The organism is Kaistella faecalis, from assembly GCF_019195395.1.
Lineage (GTDB): Bacteria > Bacteroidota > Bacteroidia > Flavobacteriales > Weeksellaceae > Kaistella > Kaistella faecalis.
Genome location: NZ_CP078067.1, coordinates 2,004,411 through 2,023,765, shown reverse-complemented (window position 1 = coordinate 2,023,765; position 19,355 = coordinate 2,004,411). Strand labels below are relative to the sequence as shown.

At 38.8% G+C, this 19,355-nt stretch carries 17 protein-coding genes and 1 pseudogene; 2 read left to right on the top strand and 16 right to left on the bottom strand.

The features are described from left to right. Positions 1-5: 5 nt before the first annotated feature. From KTV93_RS09545 to lptB, 5 genes and pseudogenes are all read right to left on the bottom strand, one after another. On the bottom strand, positions 6-629 hold the full coding sequence (locus KTV93_RS09545; RefSeq protein ID WP_218248718.1) for a hypothetical protein: 624 nt from the start codon (positions 627-629) through the stop codon (positions 6-8). Between the two features lie 68 nt (positions 630-697). Then, positions 698-1,345 (bottom strand): HD domain-containing protein, encoded by a 648-nt coding sequence (locus tag KTV93_RS09540; RefSeq protein WP_218248717.1) that lies wholly within the window; start codon positions 1,343-1,345, stop codon positions 698-700. Between the two features lie 9 nt (positions 1,346-1,354). Further along, positions 1,355-1,930 (bottom strand): hypothetical protein, encoded by a 576-nt coding sequence (locus KTV93_RS09535; protein ID WP_218248716.1) that lies wholly within the window; start codon positions 1,928-1,930, stop codon positions 1,355-1,357. Between the two features lie 28 nt (positions 1,931-1,958). After that, positions 1,959-3,686, bottom strand: a complete 1,728-nt coding sequence (locus KTV93_RS09530; RefSeq protein WP_218250528.1) for an ABC transporter ATP-binding protein — start codon at positions 3,684-3,686, stop codon at positions 1,959-1,961. 462 nt (positions 3,687-4,148) lie between these two features. After that, positions 4,149-4,874 (bottom strand): annotated as a pseudogene (gene lptB, locus KTV93_RS09525) (LPS export ABC transporter ATP-binding protein); the annotation flags it as partial. A 118-nt stretch (positions 4,875-4,992) separates the two neighbouring features. Here lptB and KTV93_RS09520 point away from each other — a divergent pair. Beyond that, complete coding sequence (locus tag KTV93_RS09520; protein ID WP_218248714.1) at positions 4,993-5,487, top strand: RNA polymerase sigma factor; 495 nt, start codon at positions 4,993-4,995, stop codon at positions 5,485-5,487. Beyond that, positions 5,480-6,154, top strand: a complete 675-nt coding sequence (locus KTV93_RS09515; protein WP_218248713.1) for a beta-carotene 15,15'-monooxygenase — start codon at positions 5,480-5,482, stop codon at positions 6,152-6,154. The genes KTV93_RS09520 and KTV93_RS09515 overlap by 8 nt, the downstream gene beginning before the upstream one ends. Positions 6,155-6,188: 34 nt before the next feature. On the opposite strand, the gene rpoN is transcribed toward KTV93_RS09515, so the two are convergent. The 11 genes from rpoN to KTV93_RS09460 all read right to left on the bottom strand — a co-directional run bounded on the left by rpoN (position 6,189) and on the right by KTV93_RS09460 (position 19,353). Further along, positions 6,189-7,667, bottom strand: coding sequence for an RNA polymerase factor sigma-54 (rpoN, locus tag KTV93_RS09510; RefSeq protein WP_218248712.1), 1,479 nt, complete (start codon positions 7,665-7,667; stop codon positions 6,189-6,191). 59 nt (positions 7,668-7,726) lie between these two features. After that, positions 7,727-9,172: an asparagine--tRNA ligase gene (gene asnS, locus KTV93_RS09505; protein WP_218248711.1), complete on the bottom strand. Its 1,446-nt coding sequence runs from the start codon at positions 9,170-9,172 to the stop codon at positions 7,727-7,729. A gap of 263 nt (positions 9,173-9,435) precedes the next feature. Next, positions 9,436-9,978, bottom strand: a complete 543-nt coding sequence (gene rimM / locus KTV93_RS09500) for a ribosome maturation factor RimM (RefSeq protein ID WP_218248710.1) — start codon at positions 9,976-9,978, stop codon at positions 9,436-9,438. Positions 9,979-10,114: 136 nt separating this feature from the next. Continuing rightward, the gene (locus tag KTV93_RS09495; RefSeq protein WP_218248709.1) at positions 10,115-10,729 is read right to left on the bottom strand and encodes a 30S ribosomal protein S16; all 615 of its coding nucleotides are present in this window, start codon (positions 10,727-10,729) and stop codon (positions 10,115-10,117) included. 107 nt (positions 10,730-10,836) lie between these two features. After that, complete coding sequence (locus KTV93_RS09490; RefSeq protein WP_218248708.1) at positions 10,837-11,355, bottom strand: hypothetical protein; 519 nt, start codon at positions 11,353-11,355, stop codon at positions 10,837-10,839. Between the two features lie 89 nt (positions 11,356-11,444). Continuing rightward, on the bottom strand, positions 11,445-13,658 hold the full coding sequence (locus KTV93_RS09485) for a TonB-dependent siderophore receptor (protein ID WP_218248707.1): 2,214 nt from the start codon (positions 13,656-13,658) through the stop codon (positions 11,445-11,447). Between the two features lie 138 nt (positions 13,659-13,796). Continuing rightward, positions 13,797-15,191 (bottom strand): APC family permease, encoded by a 1,395-nt coding sequence (locus KTV93_RS09480; protein WP_218248706.1) that lies wholly within the window; start codon positions 15,189-15,191, stop codon positions 13,797-13,799. Between the two features lie 63 nt (positions 15,192-15,254). Then, positions 15,255-17,144 carry an ABC-F family ATP-binding cassette domain-containing protein gene (locus KTV93_RS09475; RefSeq protein ID WP_218248705.1) on the bottom strand — a complete coding sequence of 630 codons (1,890 nt, stop codon included), beginning with the start codon at positions 17,142-17,144 and terminating at the stop codon, positions 15,255-15,257. Positions 17,145-17,192: 48 nt separating this feature from the next. After that, positions 17,193-18,056 (bottom strand): glycoside hydrolase family 25 protein, encoded by an 864-nt coding sequence (locus tag KTV93_RS09470; protein ID WP_218248704.1) that lies wholly within the window; start codon positions 18,054-18,056, stop codon positions 17,193-17,195. Positions 18,057-18,133: 77 nt separating this feature from the next. Next, the gene (deoC, locus tag KTV93_RS09465) at positions 18,134-18,877 is read right to left on the bottom strand and encodes a deoxyribose-phosphate aldolase (RefSeq protein ID WP_218248703.1); all 744 of its coding nucleotides are present in this window, start codon (positions 18,875-18,877) and stop codon (positions 18,134-18,136) included. 5 nt (positions 18,878-18,882) lie between these two features. After that, the gene (locus KTV93_RS09460; protein ID WP_088467903.1) at positions 18,883-19,353 is read right to left on the bottom strand and encodes an Lrp/AsnC ligand binding domain-containing protein; all 471 of its coding nucleotides are present in this window, start codon (positions 19,351-19,353) and stop codon (positions 18,883-18,885) included. Between the last annotated feature and the right edge of the window lie 2 nt (positions 19,354-19,355).

Genomic DNA, 19,355 nt, shown 5'->3' with positions numbered 1-19,355 from the left:
TGATACTAAATCCCGGAAAGTTTCGGGATTTTTTTGTTAGATTTCTTAAACAGCAGCGCAACATTCAGAAACAGAAGAAGAATATCTAATGTTATCCATATCGCAGTTTTCATATTCTCAAATTTCAAAACTTCGATCTGTTTTTCAGCGATTTCCGAAAGTTTCTGACTCTGGTTGATATAGTTCTGGATTTCGATAATCTGGTCTTCATTCTTGTTGGGGACAGAATGTTGGGAGAAATAAACCATATTTTTTCTGCCCATGAATCCGGCGATCCAAAACTCGTCAGAATTACTCATATCAAGATACTCAATCCTGTAAAAATTACTCCGGATACTACCAACATGACCGGTTTCGTAAATATCGGCAGCATCTTTTTCTCCGTTCACTTTAATAATATAAAAATCCAGAGGAAAAGGCAGTTTGTTAATCATCTGCACAGTTAAAGAATCCTGACGGAACTTCGTAAGACTTTTGGTGGTAAAATAATAGGCGAAAACCGCCGTAGCAATCACGACCACAAAAACCCTGAAGATTCTGGCCCAGGTTTTAAAACTCCCCGTTTTGAAAACCGTAGAGAACAAACCTGCGGATAGCGCAATAAACAAAAGAAAAAACAGATAAAACATGTGTAAAGATAAAGAAAAATCCGAAGTCTAAATTTCACCCGAAATAAGATATAAGAAATAGGCGCAGATTAATCAACATTCCATTCGCTGTAGAACTCATCAAGAAATTTCAGCATGAAGTCGTGCCTCTCAGCTGCAATCTCTTTACCTTTTTCAGTGTTCATTAAATCTTTCAGCAACAGCAGCTTTTCGTAAAAATGATTGATGGTTGTTCCCTCATTTTTCTTGTATTCCTCTTTCGACATGTTCAGTTTTGGAGGAATGCCGGGATGATACATCAGATTATTTTTGAAACCTCCGAAGTTGAAAGTCCGGGCGATTCCGATCGCACCAATCGCATCAAGACGGTCTGCGTCCTGCACAATTTTCAGTTCTACAGGTATTGTTTCAGGAATCTCGCCTCTGTTTTTGAAGGAAATATTTTTGATAATGAACAAAACCTGATCAATAATTTCTGCTGATGCTTTTTCTCTTTCAAGAAATTCCCGGGAAATTTTTAATGCTAAAAGTTCGTCGCCACCGTGAAATTTGGGATCTGCAATATCATGGAGCAATGCAGAAAGTTCCACGACTTCCAGATTGCATTTTTCAGTTTCAGCGATTTTTTTTGAGAGTTTCCAAACCCGTTCGATATGGAACCAATCGTGGCCGGCTTCAGCACCGTGAAGTTTTTCTTTAACAAAATCCACGGTGCAGTCAATTAAAACAGTATTCATGACCAGAAATTACTTCTTTACTTCCACAAACTGATAAACCATTTGCGTTTTCGGATTATAAATTACTGTACTTGCGTTAGGGAAGCGTTTTACTTTATAATATTCAATGCTTTTATCATTTTTCATATCATCCAAAAAACTCATATCAAAAGTATTTGCAGGAAGAAATTTCTCAAAAAAAGTCATTTTCTCTACGATTGATGCGCCATCAACTTTCTGAAATTCCTTAGCAGATTGTGCTTCATCACTTGTAGGCTGGTCTACCAATGTTTTCAGCAGCAGGTCTTTATCCGACACTTTATATTTAAAGACGTAAAAAGGAGTCCCATTCGGAAATGCGACCTTCTTCCCTACCTCATTTTCCAGAACTAAACTGCTCTGATTTGGGAAAACAGAACTGAATGTTACGCTTTCGGCGTTCACTAATTTTGTGAGCTGTTCGTTTACGGTTTCCTGAACAAGTTCACTGGTTTTCTGCTGCGCTTTTTCTTTCGCAGAAGTTACAGTCTGGTTTACTGTTTCTTCAATTTTACTGCAGTTTAATAAGGTTGCGGAAATAATAATTCCTAAAGCTATCTTTTTCATTTTTATTTTATATCTATTTAATTTAAGGCTAATTTTCACGATAAGAACTCATGAGTTTATCGAGATTAAGGCTTCGGGCAGATGCATCAAAAATTTCACGGTAAGTCCCGTTCATGCTGATGAGTTCATCGTGAGTTCCGCTTTCTGCGACTTCGCCTTTCTTCATCACATAAATTTTATCTGAGTCTAAAATCTGCGACAGCGAGTGCGAAATAATGATTACCGTTCTTCCCTCTTTAATCGCGTCTAATGAGTTTTTAATCTGTTCGGTCGCGATCGCATCCAAACTGGCGGTAGGCTCATCAAGGAAAATGATTGGCGGATCTTTCAGGAATAGCCTGGCAATCGCAATTCTCTGCTGCTGACCTCCGGAAAGCTGTGTAGCATCATGCTGATATTTCTGGGGCAAATCGATAATCTGGTCGTGAAGATAAGCTTTTTTCGCGGCAGCTTCAATTTCTTCAAAAGTAGCATTCATGTTACCGTAGCGGATATTGTCTTCAATACTTCCCTGAAAAATGTGGTTTTTCTGCAGAACCAATCCAATATCGTCGCGAAGCGCCGTATTTTCAAAATCATTCAGGTTAACATCATCCAGCAGAATCTCACCGGAAGTGGGTAAATAAAATTTGCATAAAAGATTGATCACCGTTGATTTTCCGGCACCGCTTAAACCTACCAAAGCAGTAGTTTTGCCGTTTTCGATGAGCATTGAAACATTGTTGAGCGCTTTTGTTCCGTTGGGATAAGAAAAATCTACGTTTCTGAGTTCGAAGGTTCCTTTTATATTTTCTTCAACAAAGCTTCCGTTCGGTTCGGTCTCGGCATCTGCATTCAAAATATCAAAAAATCCTTCTGCATAAATCATCGCGTCATTCATATCATCATAAATCCGGTGCAGCTGTCGTATCGGCGCAGAAACATTATTGAAAAGCAAAATATGGAGCATGATCGCACCAATGGTCATTTGCTGGTCCAAAACAAGATAAACGGTTAAAAGGATGATGAGCACAACGCCAAACTGTTCGATAAAGGTCTTCAGTCCGTCGTAAATAAAATTGGTCCTCCGCGTAAATAACTGACTTTCCATCAACTGCATCTGCAGATCGTACTGTTTTTTTCCTTCAAACTTCTCGCGGACAAAACTTTTAATCACCATAATGGAGCTGATTAAATTTAAAAGTCCCGATGTTTTCTGTTCTCTTTGATTTCTTAAAGTTCTCCTTACGCCGGAAAGTTTCTTCGCCTGCAGAGAACTGACATAAAAATAGATAGGAACTACAATCGTAGAAACCAGACCCACGTACATGTTTTGCATATACATAATAATCAGGGCGATAATGGCATTGGAAAACAGCGGCAGAATATCGATGAAAAAATTCTGCACTAACTTGGTTAAACTCTCTATGCCACGGTCAATCCGGATCTGAAGTTTACCCGATTCATGGTTTTCGTCATTAAAATAGGCGACTTTATAGAGTAGAATTTTATCAATCACCGATTGCGCTAAAACAGAACTGGTGCTGATACGGATTTTTTCGCCGTAAAATTTCTGTCCAAACTGAATGAATATATTGAGTAATTCCTTACCTAAAAGTATTGCTGAAATAACAACCAGAATATGTATCCCTTCTTCCATAGGATTGGGCAGTTTGGTGAGTTCAGTAACCTCATCAACCGTATATTTCAGCACGAGCGGATTTACCTGCGCCATTAATGCGCCCAGAAAGGTAAGAAACAATGTCCCATAAATCATTAAACGGTACGGTTTAATAAATGGAATCAATTGGCGGTAAATGTGATAAAGCGTAATGCTTCTTGTGAATGGTTTTGGCATAAAATTCAGGCTAGGACGGCTCAGAATACAAAAACCGTGCGCTCTTTACCCTTCGTAAGCGTATGTTGTTAAATAATGTAATTCCGTTTTGCTGAGCGCTTTAGCATCGGTTTCTGCCTGCTCTTTACTGTAGGTTTCGCCGATATGTTTTTTCTGAAAAAGAAATGAATTATTAGCATTTTTATCTACGACTTCATTAAAAATGTGTTCAATCTCAGAATTTGAAAGTGACGCAAAACTGATGTCCTCAAAACCATACATCAAACGAAGATTATCAATACCTTGGAAATTATCATCCACAAACTCCTGAAGCTGTGGCTTGGAATCGAAATTTCCGGCCCAGATATTATAAACGAAAGATTTCTTCTTCGGTTTATTGAGAATGTCCTGATATACGAAGTTTTCACCAAGATAAGCTTCCCGAACCATAGGATCGTTCGCCAAATCGTGCGGCAGACCTTCCTTCAGAATCCGGCCTTCGAACATGATATAGGTTTTATGGGTAATCGCTAAAGTCTGCTGAACATTGTGATCGGTAATCAGAATCCCGATATTTTTATCAACAAGACTGCGCACAATTTTCTGAATATCCTCAACCGCAATCGGGTCAACTCCGGCAAAAGGCTCATCCAATAAAATAAAATTAGGGCTTGTAGCGAGACATCTTGCGATTTCGGTCCGGCGTCTTTCTCCACCGGAAAGCAGGTCGCCACGGTTTTTACGAACGTGCTGCAGCGAAAATTCCTCAATCAGTTCATCGCATTTAATCTGCTGTTCGCGTTTCGAAAGTTTGGTTAGCTGGAGAACACCGAGAATGTTATCTTCAACGGACAGTTTACGGAAAACAGAGGCTTCCTGAGCCAGATAGCCAATGCCCTTTTGTGCGCGGCGGTACATGGCATCATTGGTGATTTCCTTATCGTCCAGAAAGATTTTTCCGGAAGTAGGTTTTACCAATCCCACAATCATATAAAAAGAGGTAGTTTTCCCGGCACCGTTGGGTCCTAGAAGCCCAACGATCTCGCCCTGTGAAACTTCGACTGAAACGCCTTTTACCACTTTTTTCGGCCCGTATTCCTTAATTAAATTTTCTCCGCGTAGAATCATGCAGCAAATATATAATTTTTGAGTGAGAGTTGCAGAATGTGATTTGCAGGAACGAAGTCGATAAGATGTAAAATACAGGTGAAAAAATCTTATATTCGCTACTTCAAAATTGCATTAATTGAGCGCTAAGGAACATGAATTCTCGAAACTGATTAAGGATAACCAAGGGTTGATCATCAAGGTTTCGCGGCTTTATACCAATTCACTGGAAGATGAACAGGATCTTTTTCAGGAGATTGTGTTACAACTCTGGCGTTCTTACGACTCATTTAAAGGACAATCGAAAATATCCACGTGGATGTACCGCGTTGCCCTGAATACCGCCATTACGCTTTTCAGAAAAAAAACAAAGTCGCCACAGACTGATGAACTTATGGATTTTCATCAAAAGGGATTTCTGGAAGATGATGACGAAAAGCAACAGCAGATTTCGCTTCTTTATAAAGTAGTAAAAATGCTTCCCCATGTGGAACGCGCAATCGTGATGATGTATCTGGACGATTTGCCGTATCGCGATATTTCTGAAAACCTTGGGATTACCGAGGTAAACGCACGTGTGAAAATGAACAGACTGAAGAAAACCTTAAAAGAACTAATGGAAAAACATGCCTGAATTTGATTTAGATAATTTCAAAAAAAGCTGGCAGGAGCAGGAAGTTCAGCCAAAATATAACAGCACAGAAATCGAGGCGATGTTGAATAAATCGTCGCGGAATTACGTTAAGTATATCCTTTGGATTAGCATTGCGGAATTCCTGATCATTCTTTGTATGAATATTTACTACACTTTTCTTGGTGATGACTCCAACAGTTTTATTAAAATCCTGGCAAGACTTGGCGTGCAGAATTCCACAGAACTTCAAACCAGTTTCGGCAATCTTTATTTAATCCTGAAAGCCATCAGCCTTGTTATTACTGCTTATTTCGTGGTTTGTTTCTATCAGAATTACCGCAAAATCAATATAGAATCGAATCTTAAAAAACTCATTCTACAGATCATCAGGTTCAAGAAAACAGTTAATCTTTTCATCTTAGCCAATATTCTACTTCTTATCGTTTTCACGGCGGTATTAACCGTTTTTACCTTTACGGTTTTATCCCAGCAAAACATTCATCTTACACACCCCACTTTGATCGGATTTTTAGTAGGAATTATTGTCATGACGATATTGAGTATAGTCCTGATCTGGATTTACTACCGCGTTGTTTACGGCATTATCCTTAAAAGGTTAGGGAAAAATCTGAGTGAACTGAAGAAAATAGATTCACTTCAACCATAAAAAAAGGTCAGTTTTAATAACTGACCTTTTAAATTTATAATTCTTTGCGTAACCTCGCTACCGGAATATTGAGCTGTTCCCGGTATTTTGCAATTGTTCGTCTTGCGATGTTGTATCCTTTTTCTTTCAACAAACCAACCAAAGCATCGTCGGTTAACGGTTTGCGCTTGTTTTCGTTGCTGATGACTTCCTGTAAATGGTTTTTAATTTCCTTGGTCGAAACTTCTTCACCATCGTCGTTTGTAAGGGAATCAGAAAAGAGACTTTTCAGATATACAATTCCGTTCGGTGTGTCGGCATATTTACTTTTAACTACCCTTGAAATCGTAGAAATATCGAAACCAGTGATATCTGCAACGTCTTTCAGAATCATCGGTTTAAGAGACTTATCGTCACCGGTGATGAAATAGTTTTTCTGCAATTTCACGATTGCGGAAATCGTCTGAAGCAATGTATTCTGTCTTTGATTAATCGCATCGATATACCATTTTGCAGCATCGAGTTTTTGTTTGATGAAAAGTGCAGCCTGCTTATGATCCGCAGATTTTTTATCGTGAGAATACGTGGTGAGAATATCCTTATATTCTTCTGAAACCCGCAGTGTGGGAGCGTTTTTACTGTTCAGCAAAGGAATAACTTCAACCTGACCGTTTTTACCTTCTTTAATCTGAAGAACAAAATCCGGAATAATTTCCTGATTGATTGTAATCGTTTGGGTATCGAAATTTCCGCCAACTTTAGGAGAAAGTTTAGAAATCACTTCCAAAGCGTCTTTCAAATCTTCTTCTTCGATATCGTATTTCTGAATAATTTTATTGTAATGCTTATTGGTAAGCGCATCGAACTGATTTCTGAGAATACTTCCGGCTAAACTTACCGCTTTGTCTGCACTAACTTTCTTTTCGATCTGAAGAAGCAGGCATTCCTGAAGATTTCTTGCTCCAACTCCGGGTGGATCGAGTTTCTGTACATAATTTTCCAGAATATCATCCACTTTTTCTTTCGTGGTATATACGCCCTGAGAAAATGCCAGATCATCAACAAGTTGCTTGCTTTCTCTGCGTAAATAACCGTCGTTATCCAGGTTACCGATGATGTATTCGGCAATTTTCAGATCATCACCTTCAATGGTAATTAAGCGGATTTGCTCGAGAAGATAATCATAGAGAGACTGACCTTCGGTTAAAAGCGATTCGTTATCGAATTCTTCGTCATCTGCAGAATAATTGCTTGATGCGGTTTTGTAGGCCGGTTCATCATCAAAAATATATTCGTTCACATCGAAATCTGTGCTGATGCTGTCGGTGCCTTCCTCTTCAAAACCTTCGTCCAGAGAGGCATAATCATCTTCTTTGGATTCTTCCTGAACTTTTTCCAGCGCAGGATTTTCTTCAAGCTCACGCTCGAGTTCTTCTTCAAATTCCAGGGTGTGAAGCTGTATCAACTTCATTAACTGGATTTGTTGTGGAGCAAGTTTTTGCCCGAGTCTAAGTTGTAGGTTTTGTTTTAACATTCTTGATTTGGTCTTACAAAAAAACTAATTTCTGTGTATTATTTTTTATAGTGAGTTTACTAAAACTCAGCATTATTTGGTGTTCTTGGGAACGGAATCACGTCTCTGATGTTCGTCATTCCTGTAACAAAAAGAACGAGTCTTTCTAAACCTAGCCCGAACCCAGCATGCGGAACCGAACCGAATTTTCGGGTATCCAGATACCACCAAAGCTCGTGTTCATCAACATTCATGGCTTTCATTTTGGCCGTAAGCACATCGAATTTATCCTCCCGCTGTGAACCTCCGATAATCTCGCCGATCCCCGGGAAAAGTACATCCATTGCCGCCACTGTTTTCCCGTCTTCATTCAGTTTCATGTAGAATGCCTTGATTTCTTTGGGATAATCAAAGAGAACAACCGGACTTTCAAAGTGTTTTTCTACCAGATATCTTTCGTGCTCGCTCTGCAAATCTGCGCCCCACTCTTCAATCGGGAACTGGAATTTGCCCTTCTTATTTTCTTTTGAATTTTTCAGAATATCAATTGCTTCCGTATAAGAAACTCTCTTGAATCTTTTCTTAATAACATTCTCGAGTTTTTCAATCAAACCTTCCGCAGCTCTGTCCTTTTCAGGTTTCTGCTTTTGTTCTTCCGCAAATCTTTTATCTAAAAATTCCAGATCATCTTTACAGTTTTCGAGAACATATCCAATGACGTATTTAAGGAAATCTTCTGCAAGATCAATATTATCTTCAAGGTTATTGAAAGCGACTTCAGGCTCCACCATCCAGAATTCGGCAAGGTGACGCGTAGTATTGGAGTTTTCTGCGCGGAAAGTCGGTCCGAAAGTATAAACTCTTCCCAATCCCATCATTGCAGTTTCTACGTTCAGCTGTCCGGAAACGGTAAGGTTGGTTTTTTTACCGAAAAAGTCCTGCTCATAATCGATATCACCGTTTTCATCTCTAGGAATGTTATTGATGTCGAAATTCGTTACGCTGAACATTTCCCCTGCACCTTCTGCATCTGCCCCGGTAATAATTGGAGTGTTCATGTAGAAGAACTGGTTCTGGTTAAAGAACTGGTGAATGGCGAAACTTACCGCACTTCTTACTCTGAAAACAGACCCGAATAGATTCGTCCGGAAACGAAGATGCGCCTGTTCGCGAAGAATTTCAAGGGAATGTTTTTTTGGCTGAAGAATGGTTTTGTCTCTTTCTTCGGTAAAATTGTCTCCTAAGATCTGAATTTTCTTTGCAATAATCTCGATGCTTTGTCCGGCTCCCTGACTTTCTACCACTTCACCAACAATTTTCAGTGACGTTGCAGTACTGATATTTCTGATGGTATTTTCATCAAAATTCTCGAAATCTACTACCACCTGTAAGTTGTTGATGGTTGAACCATCGTTCAGGGCAATAAAGCGGTTGGAACGGAAAGCTCTTACCCAGCCCTGTACAGTAATGTCGTGATGTAAAAGTTTTTTATAATCTGAAAGCAGTTCGTTAATCGTGGTTCTCATTGCTGAAATTCGTTTTTTTAAAGGTTTTGCAACGCATTTTGGCCGCAAATATTTTATCAATAGTTACAAATGTAATGAAATTTGGCGTAATTTTTGCTGCAAGATATAAAAAATCAACAAAAAATTTCCAAATTTTTTACCCGTTTTTTCTCAATTTAAACTTCCCGCGGCCCGGCCTGAGTGAAGCTCTTTTTGTGTAGTGAAGCGAAACAAAAAAGCGGGAACGGAGGACGCAAACAGCCGCCCAAATAATCCCCGGAAAGTTACTCGTCTTTCTTTGACGGAATCAGGAAAACATCCATCAAGCCTTCCGGCAATGCCATTTTTATATATTTTTCTTCACGGTTAAGTTCGATAATCCAATCCTTAATAATCGGAATTACAATTTGCTTGTCTGCCAGATTCAGGAGGAAATAATGCTGACCTGTCTGGTCATTTACCGATTCGATAATTCCACAGCTTTTCCCGTCTTCTTCCCGGATTTCAAACCCGATGACTTCGTGATAATAGAACTTGTTCCCGGTAAGCTTAGGCAGGGTCGACAGCGGCAGATACACATCTTTGCCCAACGACTGATCGACTAAAGCTTCAGTGGAATTTTTAAAGGAAATAATAAGCGTTTCTCCTTTGCTCCAGGATTGTTTGGCTACAAAAAACGGCACCAGCAATCCGTTGATATCTACAAAAATCGAATTTAACTTGTTATACATTTCCGGCTGATCGGTATCGAGTTTCAGGAAAACATTTCCGTGAAGGCCGTGTCTGCGGGTGATTTTTCCTAAAAAATAGCAGTCTTCTTTTTTCATTATTAATTTTTAGCGGTGGAATATTACATTTAGAATTAATGCATTTCCATTGCAAATATAATAGGTTTTAAAATAACAGAGACGCCTTTAAGGGCGTCTCTGTGTTAGTATTTTGTAAGGATTCTTACAGCATCAATTAAGCTTGTGCTTCTTCAGTTCCTTCTGCTTCTGCAGTTGGTTCTTCAGCAGCAGGAGCTTCTGCAACTTCAGCAGTTTCTTCTGCTACAGGAGCGTTTGCAGCTTCTTCAGCAGCTTTTTCTTCTGCTAATTTAGCATCAGCTTCAGCTTTAGCATCAGCTTCTAATTTAGCGGCAGCATCCAGTCTTGACTGGTTAACTTTTGCTTCAGCTTCAAGAGCTGCTTTTTTCGCATCTTCTTTAGCTTTTTTCAGCCCGTCTTTTTTACCAAGAACCTGCTGCTCTTTTCCTTCCAACCAAGTGTTGAATCTTTTTTCAGCTTCAGCTTCATCAAATGCGCCTTTAGCAACACCACCCATAAGGTGTTTTTTGTAAAGCACTCCTTTGTAAGAAAGAATTGCTCTTGCAGTATCGGTAGGCTGTGCACCGTTGTTAAGCCATTTTACTGCAGAATCCACGTTTAATTCGATAATCGCAGGATTGGTAACCGGATTGTAAGTACCGATTTTTTCGATGAATTTACCATCTCTTCTTGCTCTTGCATCTGCAACAACAATGTGAAAAAAAGGTTTTCCTTTTTTACCGTGTCTTTGTAATCTGATTTTTACTGACATAAATGTTTGATTTTGTGGGAACTCGTCCCGATTAATTATAAGGGTGCAAAGATAATGAATTTATCTGAAGTAAAAATAAAATCCGATAGAAATTAATCAACTTCAAATTACTGAAAGAATACCATGATCAGCGCAAGTATGAATCCGATGCCGGCATAAATCATTCCTTTCCTAAAAGCTTTAGATTTAAAATTAAACATCCAGAAGGACGAAATTACAAAGAAAAACAAAACCAGACCGAAAACCGCATTCAGCGTAGCGTAACGGTGTTTTGATGTGGATTTATGCAGTTCGTTGAATTTCTCAAGAACAAAAGGAAGCTGCATTTTGGAATACTTAGCCTCTCCTGTTTTTAAGTTGTACGTTCCCTGCTCAAATTTCTGAATATCGCCTTCACTGCTTTTAAATTCCACATTCCTCATCTTGATTTCTTTTGCAAGTTCCTTTTCGGTGAGGTTGGGTTTCAGAACAATTTCATATTTGTTTTCTTTCTTGAGAAAGTTGGTATCTCGGTAAATAAGCAAGACGCCGCTAATTGCGTACACTGCCATAATTCCTGCCGCGAAATACCCCAAATAGCGGTGCGTGATCCGCATAAATGTTTTGGTGTCTTTAATTTTTGCCATAGTTTATTGTTTAGTTTGATGTTTCTGCAGTTTACGATAAAAGTGGAAACCGGAGTTTCCACTATCATCTACCTTAAATTGTGTCTGAATTACAATTTATATGTTAATGTGAAATAATAATTTCTTGGTGTTATAGGATTAACAGAATAATTCTCGTGATAATTGAAATTTACGGTATCGAACAGGTTACCCACTTTACCCATGATCGAGAAGTTCTGCCATTCATATCCTAGCGATAGTGACACGGTTGCATAATCATCAATTGGTAATAATCTTGAAACTCCACTTCTGGTATCAAGTGTTTCTTTGGTATCATTCCATCCTGCGATACGGTCGCCTACAAAATAGACACTAGCACCTAATTTCAAGCCTCTTATATAATCCGGCAACGTGTAAAATACTGATGCATTTGCTGTTGTAGCCGGAGTTCTTACAAGTCTTTGATTTTCAACATATCCAAACTGATCAGGCGTATCCAAATAAACTGCGTGGTTATAAGACGCACCCGCAATAATCATTAAATTGGGAGTGGGATTTCCTGTCACATCAAGCTCTACTCCGCGGCTTCGCATCTTTCCGGCGAATTCCTTAACCAAAGAATCAGTGTTCTGCTGCCCCTGCGCATTAAGTTCTGCCATCTGGTAGAAGTTTCGGTTTTCAATCTGATAAAGTGACAAGTTTAAAGCTACAGCATTGTTCCAGAAATTCTTTTTCATACCCACCTCGAACTGGTCGATAATTGATGGTGTTAGTGAATTGTAGTTAACATCTGTTCCTGTATTTGCCGAGAAAGAGTTGGTATAAGTAGCAAAAACCGAAAGATTTTCATTAGGCATATAAACCAATCCTGCTTTGGGAGAGAATGCTCTGTCTACCGTTCCTGCAGCAATTCCGGTTTTGTTGTCCGCAAAGGTTAATTTCTGTGTGTCTATATTTTCAATATAAGACCATCTCAAGCCGGCTAAAACTTTGAACTTATCTGTAATTCCGATATAATCCTGAAGATAAATCCCAAATCTTTGGGTCGGAATTCGGGTTCTGTCTTTTTTGTTGGCTGTTGGCATAGTACCGCTTGCCCAAGTTGCGGGATCATCCAGATAGATCGTTCCGTTCGTGCTGCCGTTAGTACCATAGCTCGTTTGGGAAATATTATAGGTATAAGCGTCCGCTGTTCCATAATCACCATCGGTTCCGACAAGAATTTTATGATTTAACCGTCCGGTATTAAATTCACCGTTCAAATTTATCTGTAAAGCACTATAATTCTGTTCATTATAAGTTCTGTTCACAGGACGGTTCCATTTCAGGCGGTTGGCATCGTCGTAGGTCCAGGTTACTCTTTCTGTAGAAAAATAATCTTTGGTATAATTCTGAAAAGAAGCAACTGTATTTAAAGTCCAGAATTCACTGAACTGATGGTTAAAAGTAATACCTGCCGTAGCCTGCTCTGTATTCTGGTACTGCCAATCGGCACCCACAAAAGCATTTCTTGGCAGATAAGTATTAAGGCTATAAGATTTATCTCTGTTTTCGATAGCACCGATTCCGAAATCCGGTGTAAATTCATTTTTCAGATAATCTGCTTCAACAATTAGCTGTGACTTTTCACCCATATTGAAGAGAAACGACGGATTGAAATAGTATTTTTGAGATTCCACCACATCACGGAAACTTTCAGCGGTTTCATAAGCACCATTCACACGGAAGGCCACTTTTTCGGAAATCGGACCGTAAAAATCAACTGTGGGTTTATAGGAATTCCAGCTTCCGGCATTGAAACCTACACTTCCGCCAAAATTAAAACGCGGTTTCTTCGTAATTAAATTTACCACGCCGCCCGCCGCTACATTTCCGTAAAGCATTGCGTTTCCACCTTTCAGTACTTCTACTCTTTCCAAGCCAGAAACTTCAGGAAACACACCACTGTTTACGCGCGCGCCATTTTTAAAAATATTGTCATTTCCGAAATTAAAACCTCTACCTCCAAAACTGTCCTGTGAATTTCCCCTGGATGAAGTGATGTACAAGCCGTTCACATTCTGAAGCACGTCTCCCAACTGCTTTGCCTGCTGCTGCTCGATGACCTCGTGGGTAACGATCGAAATAGGCTGTGGGTTTTCCATAACCGTTAAATTAGATTTCACAGTTAATGCCTTTGCTTTGTTTGGATTTCCGGTTTTATGAAGGTTAATGTCCTCGATTTCCTGAATTCTGATGGTATCACTAATAGCGTCGTAACTCATTTGAGCACTTACTGACATGCTTACTAACAACACTCCCAGCGACAATATCTGCTTTCTCATTTACAAGTTTTTATTTAGAATGAATTAAAATAACGATGCAAATGTAAAAAAGCAGATTGTTTTCACAAAATTTATTTTGATTAATTCTAAATAATCTTTAAAACAAATCTTTAAGAGATTGAAAATGAGAGAATTTAATTAAAAATGATTTTTATCAGTTCTCTTCATAAAGAGGAATCCAACGGCAATAAATAGGATATTGACGAGGAAATACAGCATTCCGTTTGGCGCTGTTGCGGTACCAAAAAGCACTACAACAATACCGAGAATCGCAACAACCGCCATCAATAGCTTGAAAACCGGCTTGCCGGAAAAGACATTCTTCCTGAACAGTCTGAACAAACCAATAAATAACGCCCCATTTACCAAATAAATAAACACGATCGGAATAGCAGAAAGATCGAAATTACTTGCCGTAAAATAAGGATGGGTACCAGTAATATAATAAATGAGCAGATAAAAAATAATCAGCCCCAACCCGAGAAATGCGCTGTTTACCGGCATTTTGGTTTTGGAATCAACAGCATTCAGATTCAGAAATTTTCTTGATTTCTCGAGATTAGCAAACTGATACGGGACGCGAATCGTCGCCAGCAACAAACCGTTCGATGTTCCCAATACCGATATTATAATAAACAACTGCATCAATAACGCTCCGGAATCTGAAGCAATTTTGCGCGAAAATTCGGTGATATAGGTGTCTTTCAGCTGGATAATTTCGTCGCCACTCATTCTGAACACAATTCCCATATAATAAGAAATATAAATCAGCATTACAGCGACGGTTCCTATAATCAGTGCTTTGGGAAGATTCCTGCTTGAATTTTTTATCTCACCAGAAATCTGTGTGGCAATATACCAGCCGTCAAAAGCAAAAGAAATCGGGATAAAACTTGCGGCAATAAGCAACATCAAAGATTGATTTTCTTTAACATTTTTCGCAGCATAAGCAAAGGTGTTTGCTTCACTTACATCGCCTTTCACTAAACTCAAAATTCCCATTGAGGCAATAAAGATCAGCGGTAACACTTTCAGCACGGTGGTAAACTGCTGAAAAATTCCGCTGCTTTTGGGCCGGAAAATATTGAAAACAAAAAATATAAGAAGATTTACAAAACCAATCAGCGCAAAATGAAGCGTGGTAGGCTCAAAATTTAAAAATTCTGCACAGAGGTGTGCAATATAAATCCCGGAAACCGTAAAAAGAACCGCTGTAAGAAGAGGATAAAACAAGCTCAGATACATCCAGCCAACAAAGTAAGCCGCTTTTTCACCGAACCTGTAGTTTACATAATTTAAGATTCCGCCATCTTTGGGGAGTAGTTCGGCGTAGTTTGCCATAGAAATCGCTCCGAAAATAACGCTTACCCCAACGATAATGAAACCGAGAAGTCCAGCCAGAATATTTCCCTGCGTGGACAGAAGAACATCATCAACTTTAAAGAAAATTCCGGAACCGATTACCTGGCCGATTACCATCGAGATTGCCGTGAATAAGCCGTACTTTGCTTCGAGTTGCTGCTCCTTTTCCATTAGCTTTCAAAATTAATTTTGGAAATATAATTCTATAATGAGTAAAAATAGATATTTTTAATTCTAATCCTGCAGTTCGAGCCAACGCATTTCCAGCTCCTCCATTTTCTCAGAAATCTTTTCTAATTCCGCCGAAAAGGCAGAAATTTTTTCATAATCAGTTTCGTTGTTGAGTTTTTCAAGGATATCGGAACGCTGCTTCTCTAATTTTGGAATTTCCAGATCAATCATTTCTATTTCGCGCTGTTCCTTAAAAGACAGTTTTCTTTTCTGTGGTGAAGAATTTTCGGGTTTACTTGTCTGTACAGGTTCTGCTTTTTTAGGAACATCTTTTACTTCCGCATCAGGTTTTTTATTCTGTTCCTGACTTTTAGCCTCGCGATATTCTGAAAAATTCCCAACAAAATCCTTAATCACACCTTCACCTTCAAATGCAAGAACGTGATCAACAATTCTGTCCATGAAATATCTGTCGTGAGAAACGATGATTAAACTGCCCTGAAACTGCAGAAGGAAATTCTCCAACACCGTTAAAGTTGGCAAGTCCAGATCGTTTGTAGGTTCATCGAAGATCAGGAAATTAGGATTTTGGTAGAGCACATACATCAAGTGCAGTCTTCTTTTTTCACCGCCTGAAAGTTTGGAGATTGGCGAATACTGCGTTTGATCATCAAAAAGAAACAGCCTTAAAAACTGCGATGCCGAAATGGTTCTTCCGTTTGCCAGCGGAAAATTCTCACCGATTTCCTTGATGAAATCGATTACTCTTTCCTCTTCCTTGTACTGCAGACCTTTCTGCGAAAAATATCCGAATTTAATGGTCTCTCCTGTTTCGATCGAACCGTTGTCATAAGGCTCATAACCCTGAATGATGTTTAAAAGCGTAGATTTTCCGGCTCCGTTTTTACCTACGATTCCAACTTTTTCACCACGCTGAAATTGATAACTGAAATTTTTCAGCAGCAATTTGTCACCAAAACTTTTATCAATGTTTTTGAGTTCCAGAATCTTATTACCCAAGCGTTTCATTTCAAAATCGAGTTCAAGCTTCTCCTTTTTAGTATTGGTTTTGGCAACTTTCTCGGTTTCGTAAAAATCTCCGATTCTTGATTTGGATTTTGTTGTACGTGCTTTTGGTTGGCGACGCATCCACTCCAGTTCTTTTCGGTAAAGATTCTGAGCCTTATCAATGGTTGAATTAAGATTGTCTTCGCGGATAATCTTATTCTCAAGGTAAGTGGCATAACTCCCGTTATGAAGGTAGAGATTATAATCTTCCATTTCCCAGATAATATCGCAAACCGCATCAAGAAAGTAACGGTCGTGCGTTACGAGAAGCAGCGTTACCATTGCCTTTGAAAGGTAATTTTCAAGCCATTCAACCATATCAACATCAAGGTGATTGGTAGGCTCATCCATAATCAGTAAGGTGTGGCGGTGCTGCGCGCGGGTTTCCACGAGCAGTTTTGCGAGCGCTACCCTTTTGATCTGACCTCCGGAAAGCGTTTTCATCTTCGCCTGTAAATCTGTAATTTTCAGTTGAGTAAGTATCTGACTCATTTCATTTTCGAGATCCCAGGCTTCATGAATTTCCATTTCATTTAACGCTTTATCCATATCATCAGGATTCTCAGTCAGAAGCGCATGATGATAATTTTTTAAAGCCATAATGGGTGCAGAATCTAAAGTCATCATAAATTCCTCTACGTTCAGCTCACCTTCAAAGTCTATTTCCTGGTCGAACAAAACCACCTGAATATCTTTATTAATCACAACATTTCCGGAATCAGCAATTTCTTTACCCATTAAAATTTTAAGTAAAGTCGATTTGCCGGAACCGTTTTTGGCTACGATCGCAATTTTATCGCCTTCGTTTACATTAAAAGAGATATCTTTAAACAAGACTTTTAGACCATAAGATTTCGTAAGATTTTCGACGGAAACGTAATTCATTATTGTTTGCTGTTAGAATTTAAGAGTGCGAAATTACGATAATTGTACTTAATCTAAGGTCAGCCTTTTAAGCGACCATAAACTTCCGTTATAAACATTTACGTCGACTTTGGTATTAATACCGTAAACAATTCCTTTTTCGGTGAACTGCCAAATTTGCCAGGGATCCTCCGGCGAAGGCACCAAAACATCATTGTAGTTAGCAAGCCACAACGGATAATCATCAAATTCTCCCCTCAGAAAATCTTTATAGTAATGGTAATATGAGTAAATAATGGGCTTTTCTCCGTATTTTTCTTCTACAATTCGGCACCATATTTTCAAATCTTCGATCAGCTTTTCGTTCGATTTTCTCCTGGGAATCTTTTCAATATCCAAAATAGGTGGTAGATCGCCTTCCTCGAGATGCACATTTTCCAGAAAATTATTGGCTTGCCGAACAGGATCCTCATCTGCCCGATAAAAATGATAAGCCCCACGCACCAGATTGTGTTTTTTGGCAAGTTCCCAGAATTCATCAAAATGCCTGTCGACACTCCGGTTCCCCATTGTAGCACGCAAGACTACAAATTCTATCGGAACAGCACGGTTTCCGATACTTAAACTATCCCATCTTATATCTTCTTTTCTCTGATAGTGAGACATATCAATCCCGAAAGTTTTATCGACATATTGTCCAACAATCCGGTTAATCCGCTGTTCTTCGAATTTGGTATTTGAAAGTTCTTTATGCTCGAATTTATTGAAATACATCGCATAATAAAACGCGATTTTCTGTTTCAGATAAAAGCCTGTTCCCAGCATTGAAAGCGCCAATATCAGGAGTAAAACTTCGCGGCGTAGAAGGAAATATCTTCGTCGCTTATGGTGAACTTTTTTGGTGATTTTTCTTTTGGTACTTCTTCTGGGCATCTCTGCAAAAATAGAATATAAACATAAAAAAATCGCACCCGAAGCACGATTTAATATTTCGCTAAATATGATATTATTTAATAACCATCTACAGCTTTTTCATCGGAAACTAAAGATTTTGCAGAAGAAGTTCCGATTCTTTTAACTCCCATTGCGATCATTTTCTCTGCATCCGAAGGAGTTTTCACACCTCCGGCAGCTTTTACTGAAAGATTTCCCGCGTTATCAAGCATTATTTTAATTCCTTCGAAAGTGGCTCCGTTTGGCTTTCCGTTTTCTGTGGGATAAAATCCTGTGGATGTTTTTACGAAAATGTTTTTTAAATCTTCCGCAGCAAAATTTTCTTCCGCCCAGATTCTCATTTTCTGCGTGATAGCAACAATCTGATCATCGGTAAGCGCAGCAATTTCAATAATCCATTTTACAACTTTATTATTTTCAAGTGCGAGCTTCGTACCTTCAACAAATTCGCTCTTGACCAAATCGATATTTCCAGTTTTGAATGCCTCATAATTGATTACATAATCCAATTCATCAACGCCATCAGCAATTGCTTTCTCAGCTTCAGCAAGTTTGGACTGTGTATCCGCGGTACCTTCATGAAAACCAATCACAGTTCCCACTTTTACAGCTGAACTCTTCGAATTTAGGTAGTTTTTAATTTCCTTAACGTAATCCGGACGGATCATTACTTCAAAGAAATTATTTTCAAGTGCTTCATCAGTAAGCTCGTAGACTTTCTTTAAAGTTTCTTCTTCCGATAGGCCAGATTGTTTAGGCGTTTTAAGATAGGTAGAATCTAGATATTTGGAAATTTCCATTTTAATTATACTTTCAGTTGTCGGTTAATACTCTGCTCCAAAGATATGAAAGTTTCGGTTCTGGTTACGCCTTTGAGTTTCTGAAGTTTATTGAGAATTTCCATCAAATGGTCATTGTCTCTGCAAAGTACCTTCAAAAAAATGGTATAATTACCAGTTGTATAATGTGCTTCTACCACTTCATTTACCTCTTTCAATGCTTTTACGGCGTCATGATAATAACTTGGCTGATCTAGAAACACACCGATATATGAAACTACTTTGTAACCTATTTTTCTGGGATTAAGAAAAGAGATCGAGTTTTCGATAACTCCTGCCTGCTCCAGTTTTTTAATTCTTTGGTGAACTGCAGTTGTTGAAATCCCGACGTTTTTCGAAATATGTGCCAATGAGGTTTTGGCATTATCCATCAACATATAAATAATTTCCTTATCTACTGAATCGAGGTGATAACTTGAATTTATTGCGCTTTTCATAT

Excerpts from the sequence above, each read along its gene's own strand:
- KTV93_RS09545 (WP_218248718.1), bottom strand. The coding sequence starts at position 629 with ATGTTTTATCTGTTTTTTCTTTTGTTTATTGCGCTATCCGCAGGTTTG.
- KTV93_RS09540 (WP_218248717.1), bottom strand. The coding sequence starts at position 1,345 with ATGAATACTGTTTTAATTGACTGCACCGTGGATTTTGTTAAAGAAAAA.
- KTV93_RS09535 (WP_218248716.1), bottom strand. The coding sequence starts at position 1,930 with ATGAAAAAGATAGCTTTAGGAATTATTATTTCCGCAACCTTATTAAAC.
- KTV93_RS09530 (WP_218250528.1), bottom strand. The coding sequence starts at position 3,686 with ATGATTTATGGGACATTGTTTCTTACCTTTCTGGGCGCATTAATGGCG.
- KTV93_RS09515 (WP_218248713.1), top strand. The coding sequence starts at position 5,480 with ATGCCTGAATTTGATTTAGATAATTTCAAAAAAAGCTGGCAGGAGCAG.
- rpoN (WP_218248712.1), bottom strand. The coding sequence starts at position 7,667 with ATGTTAAAACAAAACCTACAACTTAGACTCGGGCAAAAACTTGCTCCA.
- asnS (WP_218248711.1), bottom strand. The coding sequence starts at position 9,172 with ATGAGAACCACGATTAACGAACTGCTTTCAGATTATAAAAAACTTTTA.
- rimM (WP_218248710.1), bottom strand. The coding sequence starts at position 9,978 with ATGAAAAAAGAAGACTGCTATTTTTTAGGAAAAATCACCCGCAGACAC.
- KTV93_RS09495 (WP_218248709.1), bottom strand. The coding sequence starts at position 10,729 with ATGTCAGTAAAAATCAGATTACAAAGACACGGTAAAAAAGGAAAACCT.
- KTV93_RS09490 (WP_218248708.1), bottom strand. The coding sequence starts at position 11,355 with ATGGCAAAAATTAAAGACACCAAAACATTTATGCGGATCACGCACCGC.
- KTV93_RS09485 (WP_218248707.1), bottom strand. The coding sequence starts at position 13,658 with ATGAGAAAGCAGATATTGTCGCTGGGAGTGTTGTTAGTAAGCATGTCA.
- KTV93_RS09480 (WP_218248706.1), bottom strand. The coding sequence starts at position 15,191 with ATGGAAAAGGAGCAGCAACTCGAAGCAAAGTACGGCTTATTCACGGCA.
- KTV93_RS09475 (WP_218248705.1), bottom strand. The coding sequence starts at position 17,144 with ATGAATTACGTTTCCGTCGAAAATCTTACGAAATCTTATGGTCTAAAA.
- KTV93_RS09470 (WP_218248704.1), bottom strand. The coding sequence starts at position 18,056 with ATGCCCAGAAGAAGTACCAAAAGAAAAATCACCAAAAAAGTTCACCAT.
- deoC (WP_218248703.1), bottom strand. The coding sequence starts at position 18,877 with ATGGAAATTTCCAAATATCTAGATTCTACCTATCTTAAAACGCCTAAA.
- KTV93_RS09460 (WP_088467903.1), bottom strand. The coding sequence starts at position 19,353 with ATGAAAAGCGCAATAAATTCAAGTTATCACCTCGATTCAGTAGATAAG.